The organism is Stieleria bergensis, assembly GCA_007745635.1.
In the GTDB taxonomy this organism is placed as follows: Bacteria; Planctomycetota; Planctomycetia; order Pirellulales; family Pirellulaceae; genus Stieleria; species Stieleria bergensis.
Genome location: CP036272.1, coordinates 1,296,763 through 1,310,258 on the forward strand (window position 1 = coordinate 1,296,763; position 13,496 = coordinate 1,310,258).

Here is a 13,496-nt window from a genome sequence, read left to right on the forward strand (position 1 = left end):
CAGTCTTGCTGCTGGCGGCAGGTTGGCGGATATTGCCCGCGTTATTTTGTTCGTCTTCACCACGCGGCTGTTTCATGAATCCAACTGATTTCGAATCCTACGACGGCTTGATCTTTGATTGCGATGGCACGCTTGCCGATTCGATGCCGGTGCACTACGTCGCCTGGCGCGAGACCTTACTGAAGCATGGGATCGAATTTCCTGAGGACACGTTCTACGCCATGGGTGGCATGCCCAGTGCTCGGATCGTGCAGGTGCTTAGCGAGCAACAGGGGGTGCAGGCCGATTCGGATGCGGTGGCCAAGCAGAAAGAAGATCACTTTCACTCGCTGATTGAAACGGTTCAACCGCTCGACAGCGTGGTTGCGGTGGCGGAAAGCTTTCGAGGGCAAAAGCCGATGGCGGTCGCCAGTGGCAGCGACTTGCAGGCGGTCAACCGTCAGTTGACTCACCTGGGCATTATCGACTGGTTTGACGCTCTGGTCACCGCCGAGCACACCGAGCGCCACAAGCCTCACCCGGATGTGTTCCTGTTGGCGGCTGAGCGTTTGGGAGTGCAGCCTGACCGCTGCGTCGTGTTCGAGGATTCTCCGCTGGGCTTTCAGGCGGCCGATGCGGCCAGCATGGACTGGGTGGATGTGCGAGTCCGCTAGAGGGGTTGGGGCGCTGGCCAGGTTGTGGGGTTCTGATGGCCTAGCGGCTGGGTCGCTGTTCTGGAGCTTGAAATGAGCGATCGAGTTGGCAAGCGGCGCGGTCTAGTTCGTCAGTGAGAGGGAGGCGAAGTTTGGCAATTGGCGGGACTTCGCCCCCTAATGTGGGCTGTTTTTGTCTTGGAGAGGGGTTTTCAGGCGGTAAATCGACGTTTGGGCTGTGCCGGAGCAAAAAAGACCTGCCAAACTACGCCCATTGTCCATTTACAACCGGCCCGAATGCTTTCTAAACTACCGGGCTTTATTCTTGGTGCTCGTTTAACGAAAGATACTGGCAGTGTTTGATTCCCTCTCAGAAGGATTGCAATCGGCGTTTAAGAGCTTGCGCGGCAAAGGCAAGCTTACCGAGGGCAATATGCGCGAGGGTTTGGACATTGTTCAGCGTTCGTTGCTTGAGGCCGACGTCAGCTACCCGGTCGTCCAGGACTTCATGCAGCATGTCAGTGAACGTGCATTGGGCAAAAAGGTCCTGCTGAGTCTGCGACCCGAGGAAGAGCTGGTCGGGATTGTTCAAAGTGAATTGACGGCCATTTTGGGCCCCGTTGATTCATCGCTGCACCTCAAGACGGAAGGCCCCACCATCATCATGATGTGTGGTTTGCAGGGGAGTGGTAAAACCACGACCTGCGGTAAGCTTTCTCAGTTGCTCAAAGAACAAAAGGTCACGCCTTTGTTGGTCGCTGCTGACTTGCAGCGTCCGGCGGCGATCGAGCAGCTAAAAGTGATCGGCCAGCAGTTGGACGTGCCGGTCTACGCCGAACCAGACAATAAAAACCCCGTTGAAGTTTGCAACAATGGGGTCGCTCGAGCGAAAGAGCTCGGTTCGCGGGTCGTGATTCTCGACACCGCCGGACGATTGGCCATCGACGAAGAGTTGATGGCTGAATTGGCAAAGATTGACAAGAAGGTCAGCCCCGATCAGGTTTACTTGGTCGTTGACGGCATGACCGGCCAGGATGCCGTCAACAGTGCTGATGCCTTCAATAAGGCCTTGGAACTTGATGGCGTGGTGATGACCAAGCTTGATGGTGACGCTCGTGGTGGAGCGTTGTTGTCCGTCAAGCACGTCACCGGGGTGCCGATTAAGTTCATCGGTACTGGAGAACATTTTGATGCCTTGGAGCCGTTTCGGCCCGAAGGCATGGCAAGTCGAATCTTGCAAATGGGTGACATCGTCGCTGCGGCGCACGAAGCTCACCGAATCGTCGATGATCGTGAACGCGAAGAGCTAGAAGCCAAGATGGCTTCGGGCGATTTCACGCTCGATGATTTCAAAAACATGATGGAAAAGGTCAGCAAGCCAGGCTTGATGGGCCGAATGATGGGCCTAATGCCAGGCATGGGCCAGTTCAAGGATGCGTTGGAGAGCGATGAAGCGGCTGGCGGGATTCGTCAGACCATCGGTGCCATCAATAGTATGACCGCCGAAGAACGTCGCAATCCAAAGGTCATTGACTCTGCACGTCGATCTCGGATCGCGAAAGGTGCTGGAGTCCAAACGCCTGTGATCAGTCAGCTGATCAAGCAGTTTGAATTCATGAAGCCCATGATGCAAGCGATGGCTGGTGGCTCGGTGATGGACCGAGCCAAGATGATGTCGCAACTGCAGGGCGCCATGAGTCAAGGTAATGGAAGCCTCGATGGCTTGCGAACCAAAGGGTCCACTGGCAAGCGACTGAGCAATGCCGAGCGGGCAAAGATGCGTAAAGAACGCGAAAAGCTAAAGCGTCGTAAAAAGCGACAAGGCAAGTGATTCAGTTTCCCTGGCCGGGACGCTGAGACAAGACTAGATTTTTTTGGCTGCGACAACCGCGCCAGTTTACAGATTAAACGTTTTCCCTTTTGTGAGTTTGAAATGGCTGTTCGAATCCGTCTGAAAAAGATGGGTCGCACCCACCGACCTTTCTTCCGCGTCTGCGCTATGGACCAACGTTCTCCGCGCGACGGCCGGGTGATTGAAGAGTTGGGCTTTTACGACCCCATGGTCCCTGAAACCGACGCACGTGCCCAGCTGAAAGGCGAGCGCATTGATCACTGGCTAAGCGTCGGTGCTCAGCCCACCGAAAAGGTCGCGGTTCTGATCAAAAAGTACGGCACCGATGGCACTCACCTGGACGCTCAAAAAGAAGCGCTCGAGCGATTGGGTAAACGCAAAGAGTACACCCCAGCACCTCCCAAGCCTGCTCCTGCTCCAGTCGCTGAAGAAGCGCCTGCTGAAGAGGCACCCGCTGAAGAAGCTGCTGCTGAAGAAACCACCGAAGCTGCTGCCGAGTAAGCAGCCCTTGGTGAGCGATGGTTGGCGACATCCCGGTCGCTGCCTGGCGTTGCATGCGGGTTTCAATTGCGAGGATTGATGGAGTGCGATTCGATGTTATCACGCTCTTTCCGGCGATCTTCGATGGTTACCTGACGCAAAGCCTGCTGGAAAAAGCGATCAAGAAAGGTTTGGTCGATATCCAGCGTCACGACATGCGTGATTGGGCAGGTAAAGCGCCACACCGAAAAGTCGATGATCGACCCTTCGGCGGTGGTCCTGGAATGTTGTTGCAAGTTGATGTCACCGTGCCGTGTGTGGAAGACGTCCAGAAAATGGGCCCCTCACCAGGCAAAGTGATCATGTTGACCCCGCAAGGGAAACGCTTTGATCAGCAGATGGCAGAAGAGTTCGCCTTGTGCGACCGTCTGGTGCTGATGTGCGGCCGGTACGAAGGCTTCGATCAACGCGTCACTGATATCTTGCAACCAACCGAAGTCAGTATCGGTGACTTTATCCTCAATGGAGGCGAAGTCGCTGCAATGACCATCGTCGACAGCGTCGTCCGGCTCTTGCCGGGAGTGCTGGGCGACGAAAACAGTAACATTGACGATTCCTTCAGTAGCGGCAATCGATTGCTGGAGTTTCCACAATACACTCGGCCTAGAGAGTATCGCGGTCATCAGGTCCCCGAAGTCCTGTTGGGCGGTAATCACCAGGCAATCGCCAAGTGGCGAAGTGAGCAAAGTCAGTTGCGAACCCAGCAGCGTCGAAGTGACCTGCTGGAAAAGCAAACTGACTTGCCAGCATCACAAACAGACGATCTCGGTCAATGACCAACGAGGTCGCCAGCGGTTGTCGTGACCGCTGATGGTTTGAAAAACACAAATTGTTGATCAGTCGTCCGGCCGATGAGTCGACGGTTGGAAATACACGGTTGGATATACCAAGAGAGAAGTTATGAGCCAAGCAATTCTTGAAAAGGTCGAAAAGACTGCCCTCAAAGAGAACCCACCTCAATTCGATATCGGTGACACCGTCGATGTGCACCTGAGAATTCTGGAAGGCAACAAAGAGCGGATCCAGGTGTTCAGCGGAACCGTGATCGGTCGTAGCGGAAGCGGATCGAAGGAAATGTTCATCGTTCGCCGTATCGTTGCCGGTGAAGGTGTTGAACGCAAGTTCCCCGTGCACAGCCCACGCATCGAGAAAGTCGAAGTCAAACGCAGCGCTGTTGTGCGTCGCGCCAAGCTTTACTTCCTGCGTCAACGCGTTGGTAAAGCCGTTCGCTTGAAAGAACGTCGCCGCAGCTAAAGCCTGGCTGCCTCGCAGCCATCGCCTTTGCTCTCTCACCACCAGCGATTCTGTGCAGCAGAAACAAACTGCCAGAGTGTCGCCAAGTATGCACTGAAGTGCCCTGCGAATTGCCGGGCATGGGAGCCTTTGCACGCATCGATCCGTAGGCAGCAACCGGCGAAGAGGTCTGGGTGGTGGGCCGATTTGAAAAGCTTGTTCCGATTCGGCGTGTGGTCCATTGGCTCGACCAAATGCGTTTCGGTTCCATTGATCTCTCTGCCCCGATCGGACAACGGGGCGAACAAGCAGCCGCGATCTATCTGCGTCGCAAAGGCCTGCGGATCATCGTGGTCAATGAATCGGATCACGCAGGCGAAATCGATTTGATTGCCATCGATCGCAAAACGCGCACCATCATCTTTATCGAAGTCAAAACGCTGCGTCGCCAGCCACCGGCTTCTGTGGTCGGTGATCCATCGTCGACGGGCTCCAATCAGGATCATCCGGCGGATCGAGTCGATGGGCACAAGCAGCGCCGAATCACTCAGGCTGCGCTACGATTCCTGAAGCGGCGCGGTTTGTTGGGGCACGCTTGTCGTTTTGATGTGGTCGCCGTTTGGTGGCCTGATGACTCGGCCGGTCCAGCGCACGTTCAGCACATCGAAAATGCTTTCGAGGCAACCGGCGATTTTCAGATGTGGTCCTAAGCCCGTCGAAGCGGCGTCCTGCAGAGTGCTGCACAAGGCAATCTGCCTGATCGACTTGCGATCCCGACGCCTGAATTGGTTCGCAGAATCGATGATTCCAGCTATAATACGGGGCCCCGCCCACCTTGTTTTCCACGCACTTTAGTGTTCTCCATGAAAGCCCCCTCTTGTTTGGTTGTCTTGCTGCTCCTGTTTGGCTCCGTCGCCAATGCCGCTGAACCCGCTGCCGGTTCACGACCCAATGTGATTTTCATTTTGTTGGATGACATGGGCTGGGGCGATTTTGGTGTGCTGCATCAAAACCAATCCAAGCACGTGCGCAAGAATCGCACGCCCATGTTGGATCAGATGGCTGCCGAGGGCATGCAGTTGCGACAGCATTATTGCCCGGCGCCGGTCTGTGCTCCCAGTCGTTCCTCACTGCTGACCGGTGTTCATCAAGGTCATGCCGTGGTCCGCGACAACCAGTTCGACAAAGCTCTGGAAGACAACCACACACTTGCCACCGTGATGAAGGCAGCTGGCTATCAAACTTGGTTGGTTGGCAAGTATGGCCTGCAAGGCGCGGTCAACGGACAAGACGATGACTACACGCCTGCGATGTGGCCGGCTTATCCAACCAAGCGTGGCTTCGATCGCTTTTATGGATACGTTCGTCACCGCGATGGTCACTTGCACTATCCAGCGGAACCTTGGGACATCGGTGGTTCAGCATCGCATCGCGAACCCAAGCAAGTGTGGTACAACGACAAAGAAGTCAGCAAAGACTTGGCCAAGTGTTACACCACCGACCTGTTTGCTGCCCGCAGTAAAGATTGGATCATCAAGCATGTTGAAGCAGGCAGCGAGCAGCCGTTCTTTTTGTATCTCGCCTATGATACCCCGCACGCCGCGCTACAAGTTGCGCCCTGTCCCTATCCTGAAGGACAAGGAGTCAAAGGCGGTCTGCAGTGGAATGGCAAGCCGGGTGAAATGATCAACACTGCCAAGGGCACCGTCGATGGCTATCGTCATCCCGAGACGGTTGGCAAAGGCTGGAACGATGTCGAAGAACGTTTTGCCAGCATGGTTCGCCGGATTGATTTGACCGTTGGCGACTTGTTGCAGACACTGCGTGACCTGAAGATTGATGACAACACGTTGGTTGTGATCAGTTGTGATAATGGACCACACCATGAATCTTACTTGATGCCGCGAAAAGGGTTCGTCCACCAGTACTCGCCACAGTCCTTCCAGTCGTATGGTCCCTTCGATGGCACCAAGCGAGATGTCTGGGAAGGTGGTATTCGTGTTGGCACCTTGGCTTGGTGGCCGGGGAAAATCAAAACGGGATCGATCAACGAGTCGCCTTCGCAATTCCATGACTGGATGGTAACGTTTGCCGACGCTGCTGGTTCGCCCGCACCGGCGCGGGCCGACGGTGTCTCGTTGATTCCATCGCTGACCGGCCAAGGCAAGCAACGTGCTGGTCAGGTTTACGTCGAATACTTCAACGGTGGTAGCACACCACGCTACGAAGACTTTCAGCCTGTCAAACGCAACAAGAAACGTAAGCAGATGCAAGTCATCATGCTCGATGGCTACAAAGGTGTTCGCACCAACATCACCAGCGCCGATCAGGACTTCGAAATTTACGATGTGAACAAAGATCCCAAAGAGCTTCACAACCTGGCCAGTGCGTCGCCAGCGATGAAGCGGCTCAATGAACGCATGAAGGATCGTGTTCTGCAAATGCGTCGACCCAACGAAACGGCCAAGCGTCCTTATGATGATCAGCCGATTCCTGCACTCGAAGGGGTTGCTTCAGCGGGATGGAACTATGAAACCTATGCAGGCAAATTTCCCTATGTTCCACAGCCCGGTTCGGTGGCCGTCAAAGACAGTGGCGCTAGCAAAGGCTTGGTGGCTCGGGATGTGCCCGGGGCAGTGACGTTTCGGGGACACTTGAAGGCGCCTAAGACCGGACGATACAAGGTGACGTTGACCACTCCAAGCCCCGCCTTTGCCAGGATTCATGATGCACAGCTGATCGATGCAGATTATCAGTTCAAGCCTGGTCAGACGTATAGCACTGAAATCAACCTCCAGCAGGGAGTGCACCCGGTGACCGTGACCGCGCTGGGAACCGGAGATGTCAAGCTGAACCTGAGTGTCCAGCCACTGTAAACGCGACGGCGCCCGTTTCTGATTGATAGTTTTGACTGCTTGCCCGATATTCTGATGACTGAGTCACCAACGATACATTCTTCCGAACCGATTCCGAAAGGCGACGCCGATGATGCCGCCGCAGTGGATCGTTTGCATGCGACGTATGCGCAATTGCGTGAAGAGCTATCGCGAGTGATCGTGGGTCAGGCGTCCGCAATTGAAGAGCTCGCGATCTGTTTCTTTGCCAAGCGAAACGCATTGCTGGTGGGTGTGCCTGGTCTGGCCAAGACGTTGCTGGTGGGCAAGTTTGCCGAAACGCTCTCGTTGTCGTTCAGTCGCGTTCAGTTCACTCCGGACTTGATGCCCATGGACATCACGGGAACGGATATCTTGCAAGAAAATGCGGAGGGTCGCCGGGAATTTCATTTCATGGCTGGACCGATCTTTGCAAACATCGTTTTGGCTGACGAGATCAACCGCGCTCCGCCCAAGACTCAGGCGGCTTTGCTGGAGGCGATGCAAGAAGGTAATGTCACTGTTTTAGGCAAAGAGTATCGTTTGCCAGCGCCGTTCATGGTCTTGGCAACGCAAAACCCCGTGGAACAAGAGGGCACCTATCCGCTGCCAGAGGCGCAGTTGGATCGCTTCATGTCGATCATTGAATTGGGTTACCCCAGCGAAGACGAGGAAGTTGAGATCGCTCGGCTTACCACCGGAGCGGAACAGCCAAATCTGGAGGCGCTGTTGAGCCTCGAGCAGATTGTTGGTTTCCAAGACTTGGTCCGTCGCATACCGGTGCCCGAGCATCTGTATCGTTACGCGGCTCAGTTGGTCCGCAAGACACGTCCAGGTGAAGGCACCGCGCCGGATTGGTTACTGCCGCTGGTCAGCTGGGGAGCAGGGCCACGAGCGGTGCAAAGTCTGGTTCTGGGAGCCAAGAGCCGAGCTGCGTTGCATGGCAGTTATCAAGTTCGCAAGTGTGACATCCAGGCGATGGCGCCGTCTGTGCTTTCACACCGGATCGTCTTGACCTTCGCTGCCCAGGCAGAACGCATGACAGCGCGGCGGATCATTGATCGCTTGGTGCAAGGATCGGACTGATGTTTGCGATCGTCGTTCAGCGTTTGGCCAGTTAAGCAATCGGAATTCCCTGTGGCCGAACATCCTTTCTTTGATCCCGAAGTCGCACAGCGATTGGCGGTAACCCCGTTGGTCGCTCGTGGCAGTAAATTGGGAACCGTCTCGGGACGCCATCAAAGCCCCCATCGTGGCTCAAGTGTCGAGTTTGCGCAGTATCGACGTTACCAACCTGGCGACGACCTGAGGCGTTTGGATTGGCGTGCCTACGGTCGCAGCGAGCGATATTACGTCAAGGAGTTTGATGCGGATACAAACTTGCGTTTAGTGTTGGTGGTCGATAGCAGCGGTTCGATGGGCTATTCCAATCGATTGTTGTTAACCCAGCAGATCGCGTCGACGCTGGCGTTCATGGCCGTCGCTCAAGGTGACGCGGCGGGGCTTTTGACGACCAACCAGCCCCGTCAGCAAACGCGAACCGAGTCGCCGGCTGCGGACAGCATGCAGGGCTTTAATTTCCTGCCGCCGCGCCGGGCTGCTGATCAAGTTTCGATTCTGTTTGACCGTCTGGCTCAATTGAAGCCCAGTGGTGAATCGAATGTTCCCGCCGCGCTGCATCATTTGGCTCAGACCGTCCGCCAGCGAGCAATGGTGGTGATCATTAGCGACTTGTTGTTCCCCCCACAGGCAATGCGTCCAGCGCTGGAGCATCTTGGGCATTCCAAGCATGATGTGGTGCTCTTGCAGTTAGCGGATCCTGAAGAGCTGCAGCCCCGTTGGAATCGACCGGTCCGCCTGCTGGATATGGAGAATGATCAGACCTATTCTGTCGATCCAGATCAAGTCGCTCACGATTACCGGCAAGCTTACGATCATCATCTGCAACAGCTCCGCGACATCGCTGCAGACACCGGGATAGATTACCAGTTGATGGTCCAAGATCAGTCGTTGGAAGAATTGCTGTCGACCTTGTTGGCCAAGCGAGCCTCGGCAGGCGGCGCCAGCGTCGGGCCCGCTGGTCCCGCCAGTGGTCCCGCCAGTGGTCCCGCCGATCGCGGCAAGGAGTTTTGATGAACTTCTTGCATCCGCAATACTGGTGGTTGATGCCATTGGTGTTGTTGCCAATCGTGATTCATTTGATCCATCGTCGGCGGCATCGCGAGCTGCCTTGGGCGGCAACCATGTTTCTTCAGCAACCGGGCGAGAATCGCCGCGGGCGTGCTCGATTGAAACGCTGGCTGATCTTGGCTGCCCGAGTGGTGGTTGTTGCGGCGATTGTCCTGTCACTGTTACGGCCGATGCTGGGCGGCAGGCTGGGGAACCTGGCCGGGCAATTTGGCAATCAGCGCACCGTGATTCTATTGCTCGATCGATCGGCGTCCATGCAGCGCAAAACGGCGTCCGGCGTTTCACTGCAAACGCTGCTGTTACAGCAAGTTGATGAAACACTGCAGATCGTCCAGCCAGCGCGTCGTGTGGTGATTGGCAGCGGTTTGGCCGAACCCCTTGAAATGTCCGTCGACGCAACACTGTTGCGGTCGCCGCTGAACGATCCCAGCGACTCCGCGGCAACACTGCCGGATCTGGTCTCGCGGGCGCTTCAATACATTTCAACCAACGAGCTTTCACAGGCCGAGTTATGGATTTGCAGCGATAACAGCCAAGCGGCGTGGCAGCTTGATTCGCCTGCCTGGCAAGCGATCAAGGAAAGCGTTCAAGCATCGACCGCTGACCTGAAAGTCGAACAGTTTGTCGTTGATGATTCCGCACTTGATCCCGGTGTGAATCGTTCCATTGAAGTCCAGTCATTGCGCCAAGTCAGTCTGCCTGCCGCGCATGAACAAGCGACCTCAAAAAATCAGCTCGTCATGTCGCTGCGAGTCATTCAGGATCAGCCTCCAGATCAAAGTCAGTCAGAGTCCGTTGAGGTTCAGGTCAACGTCGGCGAAGTCACGCATTTGGTTCAAGTGCCGATTCAAGGTGTTGTCAACCAACAAACGAATGTGCGAGTTCCCTTGGGCGACGATGATCAGCAGCGGTTCGGTTGGGTGGCTTTGCCGCCTGATTCCAACCCAGCAGACAATCGGTGGTATTTTGTCAGCACACCTGCCGATGCGATCAGGTTGGGCTTGGTGATGCAGGCCAGCAGTGATGCGCTTTGGGGTGCCGCCGATGTTTTAGGCACGGTGGCATTTGAAAGTGATGAACTGGATGATGAAGCGTTGGCAGACTTGGGAGTTCTGTTGTGGCAGGGAGACTTGCCAGGTGTGGATGATCAGCGGCAGATCGACGCGTTTTTACAACGTGGCGGTCAGGTTGTTTTCTTCCCGCCTGCGACGTTGCAAACGGCAACACAAACGAACGAGTTTCAATCGGTGCGATGGAACGCTTGGCAGCGAGACCAAGAGCGGTCAGGGCAGTGGGGGCCGCTGGAGTTTGCCTATCGCTCAAACTGCTCCATCGCGGGGGAATTGGTTGCCGAAGCCGTCGATGAAGCGACCGGAGAAGCCCTGATCGGCAGTCGGCAGGTGGGACGTGGCAAGGCCTGGTTCTGCGGCGCCGACGTGACCGATCGCAATAGCCAGTGGGTCAATCAAGGAGCCGCGTTGTTTTATCTGTTGCATCAAGTCACTCGCGCCGCGACAGAGATGCCCAATCAAACGCGACAGCAAACCGCTGGAAAGGTTCGTGGACTCTCTGGAGACATGGATGCGTCTTTCGTGACCCAGTTGTGCGGTGATTCTCAGTTTGCCAGTCGCGCCTTTGGCGATCATGCAGGGGTGTATCAAGTGGAGCTTGAATCAGCCGACTCAGATGAGTGGGTTGCCGTCAATCGGCCCGCTGCTGATGCACTGGCAAAGGACTACGGGGACAGTGATTTTACAAAAGCCTTTCCAGATTGGGATTGGAATCGAAACACGATTCAATCCAGTGTCGGTCCAGGATCGGGGCTTCTGCAGGAGGTCTGGTCAGCCATTTGGATGTTGGTGATCGTGGGACTCATCGTCGAGGCCTGTTTGTCATTGCAGGGTGGCATGGCAAAGCCCAAAGCGATGGCATTGAGTTCCCGGACGACTCCAGTGGATCAAGGAGGCCGTTCATGATGGCTTTGTTGAGCATCGTGGCGATGGGAGCGGTCATCCTATTGTCTGTCACCATTTGGCAGCGCAGTGGCCGCCGTCGACGGGTGGCGATTGTCGAGGCCGCACGCGTCTTGATTGTCGCGGTGGTGTTGTTTTTTGCGTGGCAGCCAGAGTCGCTGGTTCCCGTGAGGCAAAACCAGCAGCGCGACCTGGTCATTTTGGTCGATCAAACGGACAGCATGCAAACATCCGATGCCCTAGGCAACCAACAACGCGAACGACTGTCCCGCTTGTCCGCAGCGAATGCGCTGATGGAATCTGCAGCCTGGGATGATCTGGATTCGCGCATCAGGCGAAGGGTCATTCCGTTTGGAGACCAGGACGGCGGACGCTCTGATTTAGCGTTGGCAATGCGGCAGGCATGCGCTGATCATCCAGATTCGCTGGCCATGGTCATGGTTTCCGATGGGCAGTGGAATCGGGGACGGTCACCCATTGATCAAGTGCTGCAGGACTCGCTGCAGTTCGCTGATGCGTGGCAGATGCACACCGTCAGCGTTGGAAGTGAGCAGCGCTTGCCAGACATTCAGTTGATGCAAACTCAGATCCCAGCCTTTGCAGTCGTCGATCGTTCGATTGGGATCCCGATCTCCCTGCGCAATCGCTTCTCAACAACGCAGTCAATCAGCGTGCGGTTATTGGCTGAAGACGAACAAGGCGGTGTGACGGAAGTGGCGACGCAAGCGGTTCAAGTGTCTGCCAATGGTCGCTACGATGGTCGCCTGCAGTGGCAATCTTCCCAAGCGGGGACCTATCAATTGACGGTTGATGTTCCAGAGTTGCCCGGTGAAAGTGATCCCAATAACAACCAGTTCAGCCGACAGGTTGTTGTGCGGCCGGAGGCGTTAAAGGTATTGGTGATCGAGAGTCGCCCACGCTGGGAGTTTCGGTATCTTCGCAATGCTTTGATTCGTGATCCAGGCATCGATGTTCAGTGTCTGTTGTATCAGCCGGATCTAAAAGGGCAGGGTGGTGGCGGCAAAGACTATATCGAACAGTTTCCACAGGTCGCCGAGCAGCTGGCTGGCTTTGATGTGATCTTCGTGGGAGACGTGCCACTGCAGACGTCTGCCGATGGACAGAAAGGCCTGAGCGTCAAACAGGCCGAACAGCTCGCTGATTTGGTTCGACAACAAGCTTGTGGTCTGGTTTTGATGCCGGGACCGCGCGGGTTGCAGCAGTCGTTGCAGGGATCGGCGTTGGCAGCGCTCTTTCCTGTTGAAATGGATGTCGCGCGTCCCAAAGGCAGCGGTGCTGAACAACCAGGGGCATTCGTCTTGTCGCGAGCCGGTCGGGAGAGTCTGTTGACTCAGTTGTCCGCTGATCCAAAAGACAATTGGTCCGTTTGGGAGTCCTTGCCAGGGTTCTACTGGCATGCCGCTGCACTGAGAGCCAAGCCCGGCAGTCAGGTGCTGGCGGTGCATGCAGATAAGGTGAATTCGTTCGGCAGGGTGCCTTTGCTGGCGACTCGGTCGGCAGGCGCGGGTAAGGTGCTCTACATGGGAACCGATTCGGCCTGGCGATGGCGGATGGGGGTGGAAGACAAGTACCATTATCGATTTTGGGGACAGGTAATTCGCTGGATGGCCTATCAGCGAAACATGGTCGTTGGACAACGGATGAGGTTATCGTATCAACCGGAGGAGCCAGATGCGGGAGTCCCCGTCGCTTTTCGAGCCAGCATCATGACGGTCGACGGGCAACCGCTGCAAGAACCGACCGTCGAGCTGATTGCTCAGTCAAGCGACGGCGGCGAGCTGCGGTTTCAGTTGCAATCAGCCGACCAAGGTTGGGGCGTTTACAATGGAGACTTTGCCTTTCCGAAAGCCGGACGCTGGACGGTCCGATTACAAACGCCCCCCGGGCAGCCTCCAGCAGCCAAACCGCTGGAAACAGAGATTGTGGTCAATGAACTGGCCGCTGACGGAATCGGTGAACCCGCCCGGCGCGATATCATGAACGAGATCGCACGGGTCGGTGGCGGGCAGAGTTTTGAAATCACGGACGCTGCCGGTCTGGTTGCCACGGCAAATCAAGCTCTGGCCAGTGATCAGCAGATCAAACGCATCCAGTGGTGGAATCACCCGGCTGTGATGTTAACCTTGATCGCCGGCCTCTCCTTGTTTTGGGTTGGCCGGAAATGGGCGGGAGCCATTTGACC

Annotated in this window: 11 protein-coding genes; all 11 read left to right on the top strand. The window is 55.9% G+C overall.

What is annotated here, in order from left to right:
* Nucleotides 1-74: 74 nt before the first annotated feature.
* The 11 genes from SV7mr_RS04255 (at nucleotide 75) to SV7mr_RS04305 (ending at nucleotide 13,494) form a co-directional block, all read left to right on the top strand.
* Nucleotides 75-653 carry an HAD family hydrolase gene (locus tag SV7mr_RS04255; protein WP_145269528.1) on the top strand — a complete coding sequence of 193 codons (579 nt, stop codon included), beginning with the start codon at nucleotides 75-77 and terminating at the stop codon, nucleotides 651-653.
* A 334-nt stretch (nucleotides 654-987) separates the two neighbouring features.
* Nucleotides 988-2,463, top strand: coding sequence for a signal recognition particle protein (gene ffh / locus SV7mr_RS04260; RefSeq protein WP_145269530.1), 1,476 nt, complete (start codon nucleotides 988-990; stop codon nucleotides 2,461-2,463).
* Between the two features lie 102 nt (nucleotides 2,464-2,565).
* The gene (gene rpsP / locus SV7mr_RS04265) at nucleotides 2,566-2,985 is read left to right on the top strand and encodes a 30S ribosomal protein S16 (RefSeq protein ID WP_145269532.1); all 420 of its coding nucleotides are present in this window, start codon (nucleotides 2,566-2,568) and stop codon (nucleotides 2,983-2,985) included.
* Between the two features lie 83 nt (nucleotides 2,986-3,068).
* Nucleotides 3,069-3,800, top strand: a complete 732-nt coding sequence (gene trmD, locus SV7mr_RS04270) for a tRNA (guanosine(37)-N1)-methyltransferase TrmD (protein ID WP_145269534.1) — start codon at nucleotides 3,069-3,071, stop codon at nucleotides 3,798-3,800.
* A gap of 124 nt (nucleotides 3,801-3,924) precedes the next feature.
* Complete coding sequence (rplS, locus tag SV7mr_RS04275) at nucleotides 3,925-4,278, top strand: 50S ribosomal protein L19 (protein ID WP_145269536.1); 354 nt, start codon at nucleotides 3,925-3,927, stop codon at nucleotides 4,276-4,278.
* 233 nt (nucleotides 4,279-4,511) lie between these two features.
* Nucleotides 4,512-4,967, top strand: coding sequence for a YraN family protein (locus tag SV7mr_RS04280; protein ID WP_145269538.1), 456 nt, complete (start codon nucleotides 4,512-4,514; stop codon nucleotides 4,965-4,967).
* A 153-nt stretch (nucleotides 4,968-5,120) separates the two neighbouring features.
* Nucleotides 5,121-7,133 (top strand): arylsulfatase, encoded by a 2,013-nt coding sequence (locus SV7mr_RS04285; protein WP_145269541.1) that lies wholly within the window; start codon nucleotides 5,121-5,123, stop codon nucleotides 7,131-7,133.
* 54 nt (nucleotides 7,134-7,187) lie between these two features.
* On the top strand, nucleotides 7,188-8,216 hold the full coding sequence (locus SV7mr_RS04290) for an AAA family ATPase (protein WP_145269543.1): 1,029 nt from the start codon (nucleotides 7,188-7,190) through the stop codon (nucleotides 8,214-8,216).
* A gap of 51 nt (nucleotides 8,217-8,267) precedes the next feature.
* Nucleotides 8,268-9,263 (top strand): DUF58 domain-containing protein, encoded by a 996-nt coding sequence (locus tag SV7mr_RS04295; protein ID WP_145269545.1) that lies wholly within the window; start codon nucleotides 8,268-8,270, stop codon nucleotides 9,261-9,263.
* Nucleotides 9,263-11,296: a BatA domain-containing protein gene (locus SV7mr_RS04300; RefSeq protein ID WP_145269547.1), complete on the top strand. Its 2,034-nt coding sequence runs from the start codon at nucleotides 9,263-9,265 to the stop codon at nucleotides 11,294-11,296. Before SV7mr_RS04295 ends, SV7mr_RS04300 begins: the two co-directional genes overlap by 1 nt.
* Nucleotides 11,293-13,494 carry a hypothetical protein gene (locus tag SV7mr_RS04305; RefSeq protein ID WP_145269549.1) on the top strand — a complete coding sequence of 734 codons (2,202 nt, stop codon included), beginning with the start codon at nucleotides 11,293-11,295 and terminating at the stop codon, nucleotides 13,492-13,494. Before SV7mr_RS04300 ends, SV7mr_RS04305 begins: the two co-directional genes overlap by 4 nt.
* The last annotated feature ends 2 nt before the right edge of the window (nucleotides 13,495-13,496 follow it).

Coding starts and splice junctions, on each gene's coding strand:
- SV7mr_RS04255 (WP_145269528.1), top strand. CDS start 75: ATGAATCCAACTGATTTCGAATCCTACGACGGCTTGATCTTTGATTGC.
- rpsP (WP_145269532.1), top strand. CDS start 2,566: ATGGCTGTTCGAATCCGTCTGAAAAAGATGGGTCGCACCCACCGACCT.
- rplS (WP_145269536.1), top strand. CDS start 3,925: ATGAGCCAAGCAATTCTTGAAAAGGTCGAAAAGACTGCCCTCAAAGAG.
- SV7mr_RS04280 (WP_145269538.1), top strand. CDS start 4,512: ATGCGTTTCGGTTCCATTGATCTCTCTGCCCCGATCGGACAACGGGGC.
- SV7mr_RS04285 (WP_145269541.1), top strand. CDS start 5,121: ATGAAAGCCCCCTCTTGTTTGGTTGTCTTGCTGCTCCTGTTTGGCTCC.
- SV7mr_RS04290 (WP_145269543.1), top strand. CDS start 7,188: ATGACTGAGTCACCAACGATACATTCTTCCGAACCGATTCCGAAAGGC.
- SV7mr_RS04300 (WP_145269547.1), top strand. CDS start 9,263: ATGAACTTCTTGCATCCGCAATACTGGTGGTTGATGCCATTGGTGTTG.
- SV7mr_RS04305 (WP_145269549.1), top strand. CDS start 11,293: ATGATGGCTTTGTTGAGCATCGTGGCGATGGGAGCGGTCATCCTATTG.